This is a genomic window from Caballeronia sp. ATUFL_M2_KS44 (assembly GCF_023630965.1).
In the GTDB taxonomy this organism is placed as follows: domain Bacteria; phylum Pseudomonadota; class Gammaproteobacteria; order Burkholderiales; family Burkholderiaceae; genus Caballeronia; species Caballeronia concitans.
On record NZ_JALQEA010000057.1, the window covers coordinates 416,704 to 434,975 of the forward strand.

The window sequence follows — 18,272 nt, forward strand, 5'->3', positions numbered from 1 at the left end:
GCTCAACGGCTGCGCACGAGTTGCCACGCGCGCGCGACGTACGTCACCGACGCGAAGCCGCTCCACACATGCACGAGCCGCGTGAACGGGAAGATCACGAAAAGCGTCATGCCCATGAAGAGATGCGTGCGGAAAACGAGCGGCGCGCTGGCGACGTAGCTCGCGGCATCGCCCTGGAACGTGACGATGTGCTGCGCCCACGTCATCAGGCGGACCATCATCGCGCCGTCCATGTGGCCAGCCGATTCGCCGATGGTCGACAAGCCCAAGAGCAGCGTGACGAGAATCCACAGCAGCAGCACGCGGTCGCCGGTCTTCGTGATGGCCGAAAGACGCGCGCTCGTCAGACGGCGATGCAGCAGAATCGCCAAGCCCGCGAGACACATCGTTCCCATGACGCCGCCCGCGATCATCGCGACCGCCTGCTTCACGCTATGTTGAACGCCGAGCCAGTCCCACACCGCGACGGGCGTGAGCAGGCCGAACAGATGCCCGAAGAAAAGCCCCAAAATGCCGATATGAAAGAGGATATTGCCGAGCCTCAGATTGCCGCGCTCGACGAGTTGCGTGCTATCGGCTTTCCACGTGTATTGCTCGCGCTCGAAGCGCAATAGGCTGCCGAAGAGAAAGATGCACGCCGCGATATACGGATAGATGCCGAACAGGAAGGTGTTCATCGGGCCTCCTTTGCGATCGGATGAAAGCGGATGGTCTGCGTGGACGTTGCGCGCGACGGCATCAGCAATGGTTCGACGCCATCGTGGCCGGGGCCGAACATGTCGAGCGCCTCGTCCATGTCGCGCACGGGCGGTTGCGTGAGCGGGCGCGGCTCGACGGATGCAAGCTCGCGCAGCACCGCGAACACGCCGGAGTATGCGCTTGCGCTCGCCGCGAGCCGTTCGCCGATGGCGTTGAGCACGTGTATCGCTTCGTCGAGCAGCGACTGTGCTTTCGCCGGATCGACGAGGCCGAGCACTTCGAGAAACAGCGGCACGTAGTCCGGCAATTCGTTGCGCGTCACTTCCAGACCGAGCGAGCGATATTCGTCGAGCAGATCGACCATCGCGGGGCCGCGGTCGCGGCTTTCGCCGTGTACGTGCTCGAAAAGATGCAGCGAATGCGATGGCGTGCGGTCGAACGTCGCGACATAGCGCTCCTGCGATTCGATGAGCGATTGCGTCTTCAACGCATCGACGAGTGGCGACAGATTCGTCCGCGCGCGCGGCCACGCTGCGAGCGCGGCTTCGATCTCCGGCAACGCATCGATGAGCGCCTGCTCCGGATAGTCGAGCAAAGCGGAAAGTATGGGATAGAGCGACATCGTGATTCCTCCGTCAGACGGCTTTCTTGCGCGGCTTAGGCAAGTCCGCGTAGGCAACTTCGCCTTGCGTGCGCGCGCCGAACAGCGATCCGTTCGATACACCCGACGAACAGCCGTTGCCGAACGAAAAGCCGCAACTGCCCTTCTCGTCGAAACTGTCTTCGGCCATTTCCTTGTGCGATGACGGCACCACGAAACGATCTTCGTAATTCGCGATCGCCATGAGCTGATACATCGCTTCCACTTGCGACGCCATGAGGCCCGAATCGCGCAGAATCGTATCGTCGGGCATGCCGTGAACCGTCTGTGCGCGCTTGTAGGCGCGCATCGTCAGCATGCGCGTGAGCGCGGACTCGATGGGCGCTTCATCGCCCGCCGTCAGCAGGTTCGCGAGATAACGCATGGGAATGCGCAGGCTCTTCACATCGGGAATGATGCCGCTCATGCCGATGTGACCGGCGCCGGCGGCGGATTGTATCGGCGAGAGCGGCGGCACGTACCAGACCATCGGCAGCGTGCGATATTCGGGATGCAGCGGAAACGCGATCTTCCATTCGCACGCCATGCGATACACCGGCGAGCGCACGGCGGCATCCAGCCAGCTTTGCGATATGCCCTGGCGCAGCGCTTCGGCCTGCACGTGCGGATCGCGCGGATCGAGGAATAGATCGAGTTGCGACTGATACAGGTCCGTGGTGCGTTCGGCCGATGCCGCCTGTTCGATGCGATCCGCGTCGTACAGCATCACGCCGAGATAGCGCATGCGCCCGACGCACGTTTCCGAGCAAACAGTGGGCTGGCCCGCTTCGATGCGCGGATAGCAGAACACGCACTTCTCCGCCTTGCCCGACTTCCAGTTGAAATACATCTTCTTGTACGGGCAGCCGGAGATGCACATGCGCCAGCCGCGGCACTTGTCCTGATCGACGAGCACGATGCCGTCGTCTTCGCGCTTGTACACGGATCCGGAAGGACACGACGCCACGCACGCCGGATTCAGGCAATGCTCGCACAGGCGCGGCAGATACATCATGAACGTGTTCTCGAAGCTCGCGTACATCTCCTTCTGCACGTTCTCGAAGAGCATGTCGCGGCTGCGCGATTCGAACTCGCCGCCGAGATCGTCTTCCCAGTTCGGCCCCCAGTGGATCTTGTCCATCTTCTTGCCGGTGATGGCCGACACGGGCCGCGCCGTCGGCGGCGTTTCGGAAAGCGGCGCTTTCTGCAGATGCGCGTAGTCGTAGGTGAACGGCTCGTAATAATCGTCGATGGCGGGCAGGTTCGGATTCGCGAACATGTTCGCGAGCACTTTGAGCTTGCCGCCCTGACGCGGCTCGATGCGTCCGTCGTTTCTGCGCACCCAGCCGCCCTTCCACTTCTCCTGGTTCTCCCATTCCTTCGGATAGCCGATGCCCGGCTTCGTCTCGACGTTGTTGAACCACGCATATTCGACGCCGTCGCGCGACGTCCACACGTTCTTGCACGTGACCGAGCACGTATGACAGCCGATGCACTTGTCCAGATTCAGGACCATCGCCACCTGGGCGCGGATCTTCATGATGCTGCTCCTTCCTTGAGCGGGCCTTCGAGCCAGTCCACGTTCTTCATCTTGCGCACGATCACGTATTCGTCGCGATTGCTGCCCACGGTGCCGTAGTAGTTGAAGCCGTACGACTGCTGCGCGTATCCGCCGATCATGTGCGTGGGCTTCAGCACCGTGCGCGTCACCGAGTTATGGATGCCGCCGCGCATGCCGCTCGTTTCCGCGCCCGGCACGTTGATGATCTTCTCCTGCGCGTGATACATGAGGCACATTCCGCGCGGCACGCGCTGACTCACGACCACGCGCGCCGTCAGCGTGCCGTTCGTGTTGAACACTTCGACCCAGTCGTTATCGACGATTCCGGCTTCTTTCGCTTCCGCCTCCGATACCCACACGTGCGGCCCGCCGCGCGACAGCGTGAGCATGCGCAGGTTGTCCGTGTAGGTCGAATGAATGCCCCATTTCTGATGCGGCGTGATCCAGTTCAGCACGAGTTCATGCTCGCCGTTCGGCTTCGCATCGAGCATCGGGCCGATGGTCTTCGTATCGATCGCGGGCTTGTAGACGCACGAGCCTTCGCCGAAATCCAGCATCCACCGATGATCCTGATAGAACTGCTGACGCCCGGTGAGCGTGCGCCACGGAATCAGTTCGTGGACGTTGGTATAGCCCGCGTTGTAGCTCACTTCCTCGGATTCGAGGCCCGACCACGTGGGCGCGGAAATGATCTTGCGCGGTTGCGCCTGCACGTCGCGAAAGCGGATCTTGTCGTGCTCGCGTCCGGCTGCGAGATGCGCATGGTCGCGGCCCGTGATCTTCGACAACGCTTCCCACGCCTTCACCGCCACATGGCCGTTGGTTTCGGGCGCGAACGTGAGGATCATTTCGGCGGCATCGACGGCGGTGTCGAGACGCGGGCGGCCCTGCTTTTCGCCCGACAGCGTCGCGAGTTCGCGCACTTCGTGCGCCGTGTTCCAGTTGATGCCCTTGCCGCCGTTGCCCAGCTTCTCCAGCAGCGGACCCACCGATGTGAACTTGTCGTGGATCGCGGTGTAGTCGCGTTCGACGAGCGTCATCGACGGCGCGGTCTTGCCCGGAATCAGGTCGCATTCGCCCGCGCGCCAGTCCTTCGGCTCGAACGCCTGGCCGAGTTCGCCGGGCGTGTCGTGCATCAGCGGCGTGGTGACGAGATCGGTGCGCGTGCCGAGATGCTTGCCGCCAATTTCCGCGAACTTCTTCGCGATGGCCTTGTAGATTTCCCAGTCGGTCTTGCTCTCCCACAACGGCTGCACCGCTTCCGACAACGGATGAATGAACGGATGCATGTCCGACGTGTTGAGGTCGTCCTTCTCGTAGAACGTCGCGCTCGGCAGCACGATATCGCCGTAAAGACACGTCGTGCTCATGCGGAAATCGAGCACGGTCAGAAGATCGAGCTTGCCTTCGGCGGCTGGACGCACCTTCACTTCGCCCGGCTTGATCGCGTTCGATTCGTCATCGAAAAGCGCGTTCTGCGTGCCGAGCAGATACTTCAGGAAGTATTCGTGGCCCTTGCCCGAACTGCCGAGAATGTTCGAGCGCCACACGAACATGTTGCGCGGAAAATTCGCGGGATTGTCGGGATCGTCGCATGCGAAGTTCAGCGCGCCGGACTTCAGTTGCTCGACCGCGTATTCAATCGGCTCGCGGCCTTCGCGCTTCGCGGCATCGACGATATCGAGCGGATTCGCGCCCAGTTGCGGCGCGGACGGCAGCCAGCCCATGCGCTCGGACTTCGCGTTGAGGTCGATCATCGAGAGATTCGCGTAGCGCGACGCATCCGCGCCCGGACCGAGAATCTCGCCGACGCTCACCTTCTCGTGACGCCACTGGCTCGTGTGGTTGTAGAAGAACGACGTGCCGTTCATCTGGCGCGGCGGGCGCGACCAGTCGAGCGCGAACGCGAGCGGCGCCCATCCGAATTGCGGGCGCAGCTTTTCCTGGCCGACGTAATGCGCCCAGCCGCCGCCGCTTTGACCGATACATCCGCACATCATCAGCAGATTGATGATGCCGCGATAGATCATGTCGTTGTGATACCAGTGATTCAGCGCCGCGCCGACGATCACCATGCTCTTGCCTTGCGTGCGGTCCGCGTTGTCCGCGAACTCGCGCGCCACCTGAATGACGAGATGACGCGGCACGGTCGTGTGCTTTTCCTGCCAGGCCGGCGTGTAGGGCACGTCGTCATCGAACGATGCCGCCACGTTCGGCCCGCCGAGCCCCTGATCGACGCCGTAGTTCGCCATCTGCAAGTCGTAGACGGTGGCGATCATCGCGCTCGATCCATCGGCGAGCGTGATGCGCTTCACCGGCACGCGCCGCGCGAGCAAGGCATCGTGCTCGCCGCAGAAGTACGGAAAGCTCACGTCGACGACATCGTCGTGCGCGCCGGTCATCGAAAGGCGCGGGTCGATCTCGCGGCCCGTTCCCGCTTCCCGCTGCTCCAGATTCCAGCGGCCGGCTTGCGCCTGCTCGCCCCAACGGAAACCGATCGTTCCGTTCGGCGCGACGATATCGCCGCTCGTTTCATCGATGACGAGCGTCTTCCATTGCGGATTGTTCGTTTCGTCGAGCCCGCCCTGCAACTGCGATGCGCGCAGGAACTGATCCGGCACGAGCGCGCCTTCGTGCTCGCGAAGCAGGACGAGCATCGGCATGTCGGTGTACTGCTTCACGTAGGCGCGGAAGTACGCGGACTTCCCGCTCGCGTGGAACTCCTTCAGCACGACGTGACCCATCGCCATGGCGAGCGCGGCATCGGTGCCCTGCTTCGGCGCGAGCCAGATATCGCCGAACTTCACCATCTCGCCGTAATCCGACGACACCGCCACCGTCTTCGTGCCCTTGTAGCGCACTTCGGTGTAGAAATGCGCGTCCGGCGTGCGCGTCTGCGGCACGTTCGAGCCCCAGACCATGAGATACGTCGAGTTGTACCAGTCCGCCGATTCGGGCACGTCCGTCTGCTCGCCCCAGATTTGCGGCGATGCCGGCGGCAAGTCGCAGTACCAGTCATAGAACGAGAGACACGCGCCGCCGATCAGGCTCAGATAGCGCGCGCCGGCAGCGTAGGAGACCATGGACATCGCGGGAATCGGCGAGAAACCGATCACGCGATCCGGCCCGTACTTGCCGATGGTATGCGCGTTCGCCGCCGCGATGATCTCCGTCGCGGTTTCCCAATCCGCGCGCACGAAGCCGCCCAGTCCACGCACGCTCTTGTAGCGCTTCGCCTTCGCCGGATCTTCGGAGATGGACGCCCACGCCGCGACCGGATCGAGCGTCTTGCGCGCCTCGCGCCACAGCTCGATGAGCCTGCCGCGAATGAGCGGATACTTCACGCGCTGCGCCGAGTACACATACCAGCTATACGACGCGCCACGCGGACAGCCGCGCGGTTCGTGATTCGGCAAGTCGGGGCGCGTGCGCGGATAGTCCGTCTGCTGCGTTTCCCACGTGATCAGGCCGTTCTTGACATAGACCTTCCATGAGCACGATCCCGTGCAATTCACGCCATGCGTGGATCGCACGATCTTGTCGTGCTGCCAGCGGCTGCGATAAGCGTTTTCCCACTTGCGGTCTTCGTCGACGACCGCGCCGTGTCCATCGGCAAACGTGGACTTGACCCGCGACATGAACTTCAGCCGGTCCAGAAAGTGACTCATCCGATTCTCCGGGCTAGTCGGCCGCGTGCGTTCTTCACGCGTCGCGCGGCGATTGATGATGTGGATTCGAGTGTAGGAGCGTGGCGCGTGCGCGCCCATTCATCGAAAGGAGCGGTTGACGCGTTTCATGAGGCGTAGCCGTACGGCATGCGGCCTACGCCTTTGGTGGTAATCCGCGATCAGCAGGGCATCGGCGCGTTGCGGCGCGCGTAGCACCACCACGTGACGGCGGCGCAGAGCGCATAGAACGCGATGAAGCAATAGAGCGCCATGTCGGGCGATCCCGTTGCGCTGATCGACGTGCCGAAGCTGCGCGGAATGAAGAAGCCGCCATATGCGCCGATCGCGCCCGCGAAGCCCAGCACCGCCGCCGATTCCTTGCCCGCTTCCTGGAGCGCCTGCTTCTTCGCGGCTTCGGTGCCGCGCGCCGATTCGCGTTGCTTCTGCGTGAGGAAGATGACCGGGATCATGCGGAACGTCGATCCATTGCCGATGCCCGTCAGCGCGAACAGCACGATGAACATCGCGAGGAAGCCGGCGAAGCTACCGCCTGCGCCGTCGTGCGGCAGCGAGAAGATCACGCCGATTACCGCCGCGATCATCGCGATGAAGGTCCACAACGTGACGCGCGCGCCGCCGATGCGATCGGATATCCAGCCGCCGACAGGCCGCGTGAGCGCGCCCGCGAGCGGACCGAGGAACGCATAGGCCGTCGGATTCACGGACGGAAACTGCGCTTTCGTCAGCAGCGCGAGCCCCGCCGAGAAGCCGATGAACGATCCGAACGTGCCGATATACAGCAGGCACATCAGCCAGTTGTGCTTGCGTTTGAAGATGACGGCTTGCTCGGCAAACGAGGCTTTGGCGTCGGCGATATCGTTCATGCCGAACCACGCGGCCAGCGCCGACACGACGATGAACGGCACCCACACGAAGCCCGCGTTCTGCAGCCAGATGCTGCGTTCGACGCCATGCGCCGCGTAGGTCTGCCCCGCGCCGCCGAGCGATCCGAACATGGCTGTCGCGATGACGAGCGGCGTGACGAACTGCACCGCCGAGACGCCAAGATTGCCGATGCCCGCATTCATGCCGGTCGCGAAGCCCTTCTTCGCTTTCGGGAAGAAGAAGCTGATATTGGCCATCGACGAACTGAAGTTCGCGCCGCCCAGCCCGCATAGCAAGGCGAGCGCGAGGAGCGTCGGATAACCGGTCGATGGATCGCGCAGCGCGATGCCCATGCCGAGCGCGGGAATCAGCAAGCTCGCCGTGGAGAAGGCAGTGAAGCGCCGGCCGCCGAAGATCGGCACGAGAAACGAGTAGAAGATGCGCAACGTCGCGCCGGATACGGCGGGCAATGCCGTGAGCCAGAACAACTGGTCCTTCGAAAAGTGGAAGCCGCCCTTGTCGAGATTCACGACGACGACGCTCCACAGCGACCACACCGCGAACGCCAGCATGAGCGCCGGAATGGAGATGCACAGATTGCGGCGCGCGACGCTTTCGCCGGTCTCGCGCCAGAAGCCCGTGTTTTCAGGCTCCCATTGAGTGAGTAGATAACGTGACATGATGTTTGCTCGATGATGACGGCGCGGCGCGTCCGTTCGCGTCGCGCCTTTGATGGCTTCAGGCAGCGCGATCGATGCGTTTCGCCTGAAACGTGAAGTGCATGAAGACGAGGCTGACGGCGGTTGCGCCGAACATCAGCATGAAGCAGGTGGTCTGCACGCCGGTGATATCCATCAGGATGCCGAACAGAATAGGCAAGATGAAACCGGCAAGCCCGCCCGCGAGTCCGACAACGCCCGATACCGCGCCGATATTCGACGAGAAGTCGTCGGAGATGAACTTGAACACCGATGCCTTGCCGACCGCCATCGCCACGCCGACGACGAACATGAGCACCGTGTAGGCGACCGGTCCCATCGCGATATGGAAAGTGCGCGGGCCGTGCGCCGCGTGGATCGTGAAATCGGTGACGGGATAGCTCAGGAAGAAGAAGCACGCGAGCGCCACCCACATGACGAGCCATGTCGTGCGATACGCGCCGAAGCGGTCCGACATCCAGCCGCCCAGCGCGCGCAGCACGCCGCCCGGCAGCGAGAAGCACGCGGCCAGAAACGCGGCCTGCCCGATACGAAAGCCGTAATGATTCACGTAGTACTGCGGCATCCACAGCGACAGGCCGACATAACCGCCGAACACCACCGAGTAGTACTGCGCGTACCGCAACACGCGACGGTCCTTGAGCACGGCCAGTTGCGCGGCGAAGCTCTGCGCGTTCGCGTTCCGATGCGCCGGGTTCGACGCCGACAGCAGCCAGAACAGGATCGCGGTGACGAGCATCGCGATGCAATAGCCCTTCGGCACGATGGTCCACGTGCCGGCGGCGAGCATCAATGCCGGCGCGACGAACTTGTTCAACGCGGCGCCCGAGTTGCCCGCGCCGAAGACGCCCATCGCGAGGCCCTGTCGCGCCTTCGGAAACCATCGCGCGACATACGGCGTTCCGACCGAGAACGATCCGCCCGCGATGCCGACGAAAAGTCCGAGCACGAGGAACTGCCACAGTTCGGTCGCGTAGGCGATGAGCCATATCGGCACGATGGTGACGGCCATCGTGCAGAAGAAGACGATGCGTCCGCCGTGACGATCGGTCCAGATGCCGAGCGGCACGCGCGCAAGCGAACCCGTCAGCACGGGCGTGGCGGCGATCAGGCCGAATTCGGTGTCGCTGAGATGAAGCTGCTGCTTGAGCGGAATGCCGAGAATCGCGAACATCATCCAGACCGCGAAGCAGATGGTGAATGCGAACGTGCTCGCGGAAAGCACGCGCCAGGCAGTGGTGTCGGCCGTGACCGACGATGCCGCGGGTGAGTTGACGACGCTCATCGTCCTGTCCTCGTGATGAAAGATTCATCGCGAGGATAGGGAGCGTCGGGTTGAGCGACTATCCGCCGGGCGGAGGAGCGCGACGGTTGGCCGCTAGTCAGAAAGGAGTAGGCGGCGCGCTCGTGGTTAGCGGTTAGCTGCCGGCCTGCATGCTCTTCGGCACGCTGTACCGCCCGTTGCGGTATTCGAGCATGACACTCGACTGCTTCGGCGCGGCCTCCTTGCTGACGCATTCGTCTTTCACCATGCGCGTGTCGCTATGCACGGTCTTCTCCGCGATCTTCAACGACGCGTAGCCATCGCGGCCGGCGGGCCCCATCGCGATGGTTCGCGTGGTCGAGTCGTAGGAGCCTTCGCATCGCATGTTCCATTCGCCGGTCGCGTGATCGACCGCGATCGAGTCCAGCACCGGCCGCAACGTGTCGCCTTCGAGCACGTAAAGGCTCAGCGACGTCTCGCCATACGGATTCGGACGCGACGCCCCCTCATGGCTCACGCGCACGCCGAACGCGCGGATCGCCGGCGTGAGCTGATAGCGCGCCGTATCGAGCGCGATGTCCGAGAAGCGGATTGCATCGTCCGTGATCGCGTTCGGCTGATACCGATGCGCGACGATCGTCCCCGACGCGCTATCCGCGACGAGCACTTCCAGATCCACCGCGCCGGATTCGTCGTCGTGAGGCAGCGTCATCGCCGCGAGCGTCAATTGCGGATTCGCGGGCCACGCCTTGCACGCGCTGCGTTCGGTATCGACGGAGCGGCCCGGATGCAGCTCGTTCATCCACGCCGTCATCATGTCCTCGCAAGCGGCGCGAGCAAGCATCGGCGTTACCAGAATGGCGGCCGCAATAAATAGCTTCTTTTTCATTTTTTTGATATTGGTCATTGAAAAGCCGGATAAATCACGAGAATGACCCGGCTCCGGTTTTCACATTTTGACGGCTCAAACTCATTCGAAAAAGGCATCACCACATGATTTGACGAACATGCAATGGAACTCTCCACCGATGCAAAAAATTGATACATCGCAAAGAGTGTGTTTCATGCGCACTCCCCAACTGCGGGCGTCCCCGGCAGAATAATGAGTTCACAAAAGTCACTGTTTTTCACACGACTTCTCGAGACGATTAAACGTGCGCGACACAGCGTCGCAATCGCGTCTTTTGAGACCAAATTCCATACTTTCGCAATATCGCGATAAATCTCGCGTGGCATCATCGCGTCGCGGCGCAACGCCGTGAAACGGCGTTCTTCCCAGGACGCTTCGATCCAAAAAACCAGCGAATGCAATGAATGAAAATACTCACCGTTTAGCAGCGCCATTGTTATCGGGTTTGTTGGCCAGTGTCTGTCTCTCGGGATGCAAACTCGAGGTGCTCGATTCGAAAGGCGTGATCGGCGCAGCGGAAAGCTCGCTCATCGCCACCGCGACTTACACGATGCTCCTCGTCGTCGTTCCGGTGATCCTGCTCACCCTGATCTTCGCCTGGCGCTACCGCGCATCCAACAAAAATGCGACCTACGCGCCGAAATGGGCGCACTCGACGGCCATCGAGGTCGTGGTGTGGGCCATTCCCGCGGCCATCATCCTGTATCTCGGCATGCTGACGTGGCGGACCTCGCACGAGCTCGACCCGTACAAGCCCATCAACGTCGAGAACGTGAAGCCCATCAACGTCGAAGTCGTGGCGCTCGACTGGAAGTGGCTCTTCATCTATCCGGATCTCGGCGTCGCTTCGGTCAACCAGCTCGCGTTCCCGGTCGGCACGCCGGTCAACTTCCGCATCACGTCGGACTCGGTGATGAACTCGTTCTTCATCCCGCAACTCGGCGGCCAGATCTACGCGATGGCCGGCATGCAGACGCAACTGCATCTGCTCGCCGATCACGCGGGCGACTACGCGGGCATCTCGGCCAACTATAGCGGCGCAGGCTTCTCCGACATGAAGTTCCGCGCGCTCGCCATGTCGCAGGCCGACTTCGATTCGTGGGTCCAGAAGGTCAAGACCGCGCCCGAAGGCCTCGACATGAACGTCTACGCAGGCGTCTCGCGTCCGAGCCAGAAAGTGGCGGTGCGCTACTTCTCTACCGTCGATCCGAAGCTCTTCAACAACATCGTCGGCAAGTACAACAACGGGAATGTTGCCGTTGGTGCGAATTGTGTAACCAAGGGGTAAGCCATGTTCGGCAAATTAACGCTTGAGGCGATCCCGTATCACGAGCCGATCATCATGGGGGCGACCGTCCTCATGGCGATCCTTGCGCTCGGTACGGTCGCCGCTCTCACGAAGTTCGGAAAATGGGGCTGGCTCTGGCGCGAGTACCTGACGTCGACCGACCACAAGCGCATCGGCATCATGTATCTGATCGTCGCCGGGCTGATGCTCGTGCGCGGTTTCGCCGACGCAGTCATGATGCGCGCGCAGCAGGCGCTCGCGATGGACGCGCCCGGCTATCTGCCGCCGCATCACTTCGACCAGATCTTCACGGCGCACGGCACCATCATGATCTTCTTCATGGCGATGGCCCTGCTCGTGGCGTTCTTCAACCTCGTGGTGCCGCTGCAGATCGGCGCGCGCGACGTCGCGTTCCCGTTCATCAACTCGCTCTCGTTCTGGATGACGGCCATGGCCGCTATCCAGATCAACCTGTCGCTGTTCATCGGCGAGTTCTCGACGACCGGCTGGCTCGCGTATCCGCCGCTCTCCGAGACGCAGTTCAGCCCGGGCGTCGGCGTGGATTACTACATCTGGGCGCTGCAGTTGTCCGGCGTGGGCACGCTTCTGACCGGCGTGAACTTCTTCGTGACCATCGTGAAGATGCGCGCACCCGGCATGACGTGGATGAAGCTGCCCGTGTTCACGTGGACGGCGTTCTGCTCGAACGTCCTGATCATGGCGACGTTCCCGATCCTGACCGTCGCGCTCGCGCTGCTCGGCCTGGACCGTTATCTCGGCATGCACTTCTTCACGAATGACGGCGGCGGCAACCCGATGGTCTATCTGAACCTGATCTGGGCCTGGGGTCACCCCGAGGTCTACATCCTGGTTCTGCCGGCGTTCGGCATCTACTCGGAAGTCGTGTCGACGTTCTCGAAGAAGCCGCTCTTCGGCTACAAGACGATGGTGTGGGCAACGTGCTGCATCATGGTTCTGTCGTTCCTCGTGTGGGCGCACCACTTCTTCACGATGGGCTCGGGCGCGAACGTCAATGCCTTCTTCGGCATCATGACCATGATCATCTCCATTCCCACGGGCGTGAAGATTTTCAACTGGCTGTTCACGATGTACCGCGGCCGCGTGCAGTTCACGACGCCGGTTCTCTGGACCGTCGGCTTCATCATCACCTTCACGCTGGGCGGCATGACGGGCGTGATGCTCGCCATTCCGGGCGCGGACTTCGTGCTGCACAACTCGCTGTTCCTGATCGCTCACTTCCATAACGCGATCATCGGCGGCGTGGTGTTCGGCTACTTCGCGGGCGTGCAGTACTGGTGGCCGAAGGTGTTCGGCTTCAAGCTCGACGAAAAGCTCGGCCGCAACGCGTTCATCTGCTGGTTCGTGGGCTTCTTCGTCGCGTTCGTGCCGATCTACATCCTCGGCTTCATGGGCATGACGCGCCGTCTGCAGCACTACGACAACCCCGCATGGCAGCCGTACCTGATCGTCGCCGCGTGCGGCGTGGGCATCATCGCGCTGGGCGTGGTGTTCCAGGTCGCGCAGATCGTGGTGAGCGTGATTCGCCGCAATCAGCCGGCTTATCGCGATGTCACGGGCGATCCGTGGGATGGCCGCACGCTCGAATGGTCGATCAGCTCGCCGCCGCCGGTCTATAACTTCGCGCACGTTCCGGCCGTTCGCGAGCTCGACGACTTCGCGAACGCGAAGGAAACGGGCCGCGTGGAAACGCGTCCGCTGCGCGACATCCATATGCCGTCGAACACGAGCGCGGGCTTCCTGGTCGGCGTGTTCGCGCTGGCTCTCGGTTTCGCGGCGATCTGGCACATCTGGTGGCTGGCTATCGCCGGTCTGATCGGCGTGGCAGCGGTCGTCATCGGCTACAGCTTCGCGGAAAACGCTGGCTATATCATCCCCGCCGCCACCGTGAAGGCGACCGAAGAGCGGAACCGTCCGCCGAAGGCCCCGGCCAAGGCAGGCGCGGGCCGCGAAATGGAACTGGAGGTTCTGTAAATGTCGCAATCGACACTTTCCGCGCAACACGCGCACGAGCACGACCACCAGCCGTCGCATTCGGTATTCGGCTTCTGGTCGTACCTGATGACCGACTGCCTGCTGTTCGCTTCCCTCTTCGCGACTTTCGCGATGTTTGCGGGTCAGTTCGCGGGCGGCCCCACGGCGAAAGACCTGTTCAAACTGGGCGATGTCGGGATCGAAACCGGCCTGCTGCTCACGAGCAGCTTGACGTTCGGCTTCGCGATGATCTCCGCGCATCGCCAGAAGAAGGGCGGCGTGCTGCTGTGGCTGGCCGTCACGTTTCTGCTGGGCGCGGGCTTCCTGTGCTTCGAACTGCAGGAATTCGCGCATCTCGTGGCTGAAGGCGCGGGTCCGCAGCGCAGCGCGTTCTGGTCGGCGTTCTTCACGCTCGTCGGCACGCACGGCCTGCACGTCACGCTCGGCATGGTGTGGCTCGTCGTGCTCGCCGTGCAGATGATGAAGAAGCCGGCTCTGGGCGAACGCGAACTGCGCCGGCTCGCCTGCCTCAGCCTCTTCTGGCACTTCCTCGACATCGTCTGGATCTGCGTGTTCTCCTTCGTCTACCTTGCGAGCGTCGTCTAATGGCACATACGCATACAACGCATAGCGATATTCCGCACGTCACCGTGGGCGGATATCTGATTGGCTTCGTGCTGGCTGTCGTGCTCACGGCGGCATCGTTCTGGCTCGTGACCGCCGGCAAGCTGTCGGGCGAGCAAGGGCTCGTGTGGCTGGCTGTGCTGGCGGCGGTTCAGGTCGTCGTGCACGTGGTGTTCTTCCTGCACGTGAACTCGTCGAAGGAACAACGCTGGAACGCCATGTCGTTTGCCTACACGATCATCATGTCGCTCGTGGTCATCGTCGGCACGGTGTGGGTCATGCATAACGTCCACATGCTGATGATGGCGCGTTAAGCAGCAAGTCGTTAAGCAAGTCGCTTTAGCCGATTCATCGGCACGAAAAAGGCGGGTCCGGATTCGGACCCGCCTTTTTTTGTTCGCGTTTTCCCTGACTGTTGCAAATCTTGACAATCACGAAAGCTGGCGCGAACATTTGTCCATAATTTGATTCATTAATCCACAATATGGACAAAGGAGACGCGATGCCCGCGCCCAAACCCACGGCGGACGCCATGACGCCGTATCAGTATCCCAATCCCAAGGAAGCGCAGAAGGAAATCGTCGTCGGGAACGCCATTCCCACGGACGAGCGCGAGTGGGTGCCGCAAGCCGAAAACGTGTGGTTCCGTCCGCTGTGCCTGAACGTCTCCACCGGCTACTGGATGAACCTGCTGCGCGTGCGCAAGTCCGGCGTGCTGTCGCGGCATCGCCATCCGCAAGCGGTGCACGGCATGGTGCTGAAGGGCCGCTGGCGCTATCTCGAACACGACTGGGTCGCGACCGAAGGCAGCTATGTCTTCGAGCCGCCCGGCGAAACGCACACGCTCTACGTGCCGGAAGACGTCGAAGAGATGATCACGTACTTCCAGGTGAACGGCGTGATGTTCTATTGCGATCCCTACGGCAACTACACCGGCTACGAAGACGTGTTCACCAAGGTGGACATGTGCCGCAAGCATTACGACGCGGTCGGCCTGGGCGCGGATTTCGTCGATCAGTTCATCCGTTAATCGCCGCCCGGCTCGAACCAAAGCATTCGATAAACCACACCGAAGCCTCATCGAAGCGACTTCGGAGGAGACAACATGCAGAGCAAATCGCCGCGCCTCAAGCGCATTCAATGGGTCGCGCTCACGTTCCTGACGCTCGCCGGGATCGTGAATTATCTGGACCGCAGCACGCTGTCCATCGCCAATCATTCGGTCACGCAGGAACTCGGCTTGTCCGCTTCGCAGATGGGCTTGCTGCTCTCCGCGTTCTCGTTCGCGTATGCGTTCTCGCAGTTGCCCATCGGCGTGATGCTCGATCGATTCGGCGCGCGCATCATGCTCGGCCTCGGCATGTTCGTGTGGTCCGTCGCGCAGTTGTTCGGCGGCCTCGTGACGAACCTGCAGCAGTTCCTGTTCGCGCGCATCGCGCTCGGCATCGGCGAGGCGCCGCAGTTTCCGGCCGGCGCGAAAGTCGTCTCCGAATGGTTCGCGCAACGCGAGCGCGGCAAGCCGACGGGCATCTTCGTCACGTCATCGACGATCGGGCCCGCGCTCGCGCCGCCGATCCTCACCGTGCTGCTGCTCTCGTTCGGCTGGCGCAACATGTTCGTCATCATGGGCGTGCTCGGTATCGCGGTGGCGATCGGCTGGTACATCGTTTATCGCAATCGCAAGGATGTCGCGCTCGAACCGCAGGAACTCGCGCATCTGACCGAAGGCGAACCGGCGCAGCGCGCGGAGCGCAACATGAGCTTCGCGGAGTGGCGCGGTCTGTTCGGCAAGGCGACGACCTGGGGCATGATCTTCGGCTTCATGGGCGTCATCTACATGGTGTGGCTATATCTGACGTGGCTGCCCGCGTATCTCGAACACGAGCGGCATCTGACCATCGCGAAGACGGGCTGGATCGTGTCGATTCCCTATCTCGCGGGCACGCTCGGCATGCTGTCGTCGGGCTTCATCGCCGATGGCCTGATGGCGCGCGGCGTCGCCCCGATCCGCAGCCGCAAGTGGCCGATCTGCTCGGGCCTCATCGGCGCGGCGCTCTTCACCGTGCCGGCCGCGTTCACGCCGAATCTCACGCTCGCGATCATCTATCTCTCCGCCGCGATGTTCTTCGTCAACATGGCGAGCGGCGCGGCATGGGCGCTCGTGTCGGTGGCGGCTCCGCGCCACATGGTCGCGTCGCTCGGCAGCATTCAGAACTTCGGCGGTTACTTCGGCGGCTCGTTCGCGCCGTTCATCACCGGGCTCGTCGTCGACAAGACGCACTCGTTCGTGAACGCGTTCCTGATCTCCGCCGCCGTCGCGTTCGCGGCCGCGCTCGTCTACATGTTCGTCGTCCGCACGCCGATTCAGGATACCGAGCAGCAGGCGTCGCCCGTTCCCGTCGTTTGAGGCTCGCAGACATGACTTTTCAAGCTGATCTCTTCAAGGGCAAAACCGTCGTCGTGACCGGCGGCACGCAGGGCATCGGCGCGGGCATCGCGCAGCAGTTCGCGACGCTCGGCGCGCGTGTGATCGCCGCGGGCATCGCGCCGACCGATGCGCAACGCGACGCGCTCGGCGGCATCGAAGTCGCCGCGCTCGATGTCGCCGATGCCGCCAGCACCGCCGATCTCTTCGCGCGCCTCGATACGCTCGACGTGCTCGTCAACTGCGCGGGCATGATCAAGCGCGGCGACGAGCACGACATCGAGACGTTCGAGCGCGTGATCGCCGTCAATCTGAACGGCACGATGCGCATGTGCGCCGCCGCGCGTCCGTTGCTCGCGAAAACGGGCGGCACGATCGTGAACACGGCGTCGATGCTGACGTTCTTCGGCGGCGGCCTCGTGCCCGCGTACAGCGCGAGCAAGGGCGGCGTCGCGCAACTGACGAAGTCGCTCGCCATCGCGTATGCGGTGGACGGCATTCGCGTGAACGCGGTCGCGCCCGGCTGGATCGCGACGCCGCTCACGCAGGCGCTTCAGGACGACGGCGGGCGCTCGCAGGCGATTCTCGATCGCACGCCGATGAAGCGCTGGGGTTTGCCGGAAGACGTCGCGCGCGTGGTCGCGTTTCTGGCGTCGCCGGCGGCGTCGTTCATGACGGGCGCGATCGTGCCGGTCGACGGCGGCTATCTGGTCGCGTAAATTCGGGCTTCGACCTCACCTCGCAAGCCATGTCCATCGATCCTGCTTCTCTCGACGCCGCCAAGGCCACCGGCACCGCCGCCTTCTCGAAGTTCATGGCGGTGCTTCAGTTGATCGCCGATGCCGCCGAACCGCCGAGCATCGCGCGTCTCGTCACGGCGAGCGGCTATCCGCGCCCGACGGTGTACCGCATCGTCGGCGCGCTCATGGCGGAAGGCCTCGTCACGGAAAGCGCGCGCGGCGGCTGCTACGCGCTCGGTCCGCGCCTGATGTCGCTCGCGAGCCGGAGCTGGGAGCGGTCGGACTTGCGCATCGCCGCCGCCGACGCGTTGCAGACCTTGCGCGACGCCACGCAGGAAACGGTGCACCTCGCCGTGCGCAGCGGCGCGGAAATGGTGTACGTCGAAAAGCTCGAAAGCCCGCATGCCGTGCGGATGGCCTCGCGCATCGGCACGCGCGTCACGCTGTATTCGAGTTCCGTCGGCAAGGCATATTTGTCGACGCGGCCGCGCGCCGAGCGCGATGCGCTGCTGCACGGCATCGCGTTCGAGCGCTTCACGCCGAATACGATCATCGAGCGAAGCGCGCTCGACGCCGAACTCGATGCCTGCCAGGCGCGCGGTTATGCGGAAGATCGCGAAGAAAACGAAGCGCAGATTTTTTGCTACGGCAGCGCGATCGTCGGGGCGAACGGCGCGACGCTCGGCTGCGTGAGCGTCAGCATTCCGCTGTTCCGCAAAAGCGAAACGCCGATGGAAACCTACGTCGCCCCGCTCTGCGAAGCGTGCCGCGCGATCGCGGAGCGCATGAGTCCGGGCACGCGCGCCTGAAGCACGCGCCTGACGCACGCGACGATC

At 62.9% G+C, this 18,272-nt stretch carries 16 protein-coding genes; 8 read left to right on the forward strand and 8 right to left on the reverse strand.

Annotated elements, in window-relative coordinates; genetic code table 11:
* Window positions 1-2 precede the first annotated feature (2 nt).
* From narI to NCR39_RS25640, 8 genes are all read right to left on the reverse strand, one after another.
* Entirely contained in the window at window positions 3-677 is a 675-nt protein-coding gene (narI, locus tag NCR39_RS25605) for a respiratory nitrate reductase subunit gamma (RefSeq protein ID WP_250455074.1), read from the reverse strand.
* On the reverse strand, window positions 674-1,321 hold the full coding sequence (narJ, locus tag NCR39_RS25610) for a nitrate reductase molybdenum cofactor assembly chaperone (RefSeq protein WP_250455076.1): 648 nt from the start codon (window positions 1,319-1,321) through the stop codon (window positions 674-676). Before narJ ends, narI begins: the two co-directional genes overlap by 4 nt.
* Window positions 1,322-1,334: 13 nt before the next feature.
* Window positions 1,335-2,879: a nitrate reductase subunit beta gene (gene narH / locus NCR39_RS25615; RefSeq protein WP_250455077.1), complete on the reverse strand. Its 1,545-nt coding sequence runs from the start codon at window positions 2,877-2,879 to the stop codon at window positions 1,335-1,337.
* Window positions 2,876-6,568: a nitrate reductase subunit alpha gene (locus NCR39_RS25620; protein ID WP_250455079.1), complete on the reverse strand. Its 3,693-nt coding sequence runs from the start codon at window positions 6,566-6,568 to the stop codon at window positions 2,876-2,878. The genes narH and NCR39_RS25620 overlap by 4 nt, the downstream gene beginning before the upstream one ends.
* 179 nt (window positions 6,569-6,747) lie before the next feature.
* Complete coding sequence (locus NCR39_RS25625) at window positions 6,748-8,133, reverse strand: NarK family nitrate/nitrite MFS transporter (RefSeq protein WP_250455081.1); 1,386 nt, start codon at window positions 8,131-8,133, stop codon at window positions 6,748-6,750.
* A 58-nt stretch (window positions 8,134-8,191) separates the two neighbouring features.
* Window positions 8,192-9,457: an MFS transporter gene (locus NCR39_RS25630; protein ID WP_250455083.1), complete on the reverse strand. Its 1,266-nt coding sequence runs from the start codon at window positions 9,455-9,457 to the stop codon at window positions 8,192-8,194.
* A gap of 133 nt (window positions 9,458-9,590) precedes the next feature.
* Window positions 9,591-10,280, reverse strand: coding sequence for a PA3715 family protein (locus tag NCR39_RS25635; protein ID WP_250455085.1), 690 nt, complete (start codon window positions 10,278-10,280; stop codon window positions 9,591-9,593).
* Between the two features lie 218 nt (window positions 10,281-10,498).
* The gene (locus tag NCR39_RS25640; RefSeq protein WP_250455190.1) at window positions 10,499-10,780 is read right to left on the reverse strand and encodes a hypothetical protein; all 282 of its coding nucleotides are present in this window, start codon (window positions 10,778-10,780) and stop codon (window positions 10,499-10,501) included.
* Between NCR39_RS25640 and cyoA the strand changes: the two genes are divergently transcribed.
* The 8 genes from cyoA (at window position 10,747) to NCR39_RS25680 (ending at window position 18,245) form a co-directional block, all read left to right on the forward strand.
* Window positions 10,747-11,634, forward strand: coding sequence for a ubiquinol oxidase subunit II (gene cyoA / locus NCR39_RS25645; RefSeq protein WP_250455087.1), 888 nt, complete (start codon window positions 10,747-10,749; stop codon window positions 11,632-11,634). The genes NCR39_RS25640 and cyoA overlap by 34 nt on opposite strands.
* 3 nt (window positions 11,635-11,637) lie before the next feature.
* Window positions 11,638-13,647: a cytochrome o ubiquinol oxidase subunit I gene (gene cyoB / locus NCR39_RS25650; RefSeq protein ID WP_250455089.1), complete on the forward strand. Its 2,010-nt coding sequence runs from the start codon at window positions 11,638-11,640 to the stop codon at window positions 13,645-13,647.
* Window positions 13,648-14,253 carry a cytochrome o ubiquinol oxidase subunit III gene (gene cyoC, locus NCR39_RS25655; protein WP_250455092.1) on the forward strand — a complete coding sequence of 202 codons (606 nt, stop codon included), beginning with the start codon at window positions 13,648-13,650 and terminating at the stop codon, window positions 14,251-14,253. It begins immediately after the preceding gene.
* Window positions 14,253-14,585: a cytochrome o ubiquinol oxidase subunit IV gene (gene cyoD / locus NCR39_RS25660; protein WP_250455094.1), complete on the forward strand. Its 333-nt coding sequence runs from the start codon at window positions 14,253-14,255 to the stop codon at window positions 14,583-14,585. The genes cyoC and cyoD overlap by 1 nt, the downstream gene beginning before the upstream one ends.
* A 188-nt stretch (window positions 14,586-14,773) precedes the next feature.
* A complete protein-coding gene (locus NCR39_RS25665) occupies window positions 14,774-15,301 on the forward strand; it encodes a 2,4'-dihydroxyacetophenone dioxygenase family protein (RefSeq protein WP_250455096.1) in 528 nt (175 codons plus the stop codon).
* A gap of 75 nt (window positions 15,302-15,376) precedes the next feature.
* Window positions 15,377-16,678 (forward strand): MFS transporter, encoded by a 1,302-nt coding sequence (locus NCR39_RS25670; RefSeq protein ID WP_250455098.1) that lies wholly within the window; start codon window positions 15,377-15,379, stop codon window positions 16,676-16,678.
* Between the two features lie 11 nt (window positions 16,679-16,689).
* Complete coding sequence (locus NCR39_RS25675) at window positions 16,690-17,415, forward strand: SDR family NAD(P)-dependent oxidoreductase (protein WP_250455100.1); 726 nt, start codon at window positions 16,690-16,692, stop codon at window positions 17,413-17,415.
* A gap of 29 nt (window positions 17,416-17,444) precedes the next feature.
* Window positions 17,445-18,245, forward strand: coding sequence for an IclR family transcriptional regulator (locus tag NCR39_RS25680; protein ID WP_250455102.1), 801 nt, complete (start codon window positions 17,445-17,447; stop codon window positions 18,243-18,245).
* The last annotated feature ends 27 nt before the right edge of the window (window positions 18,246-18,272 follow it).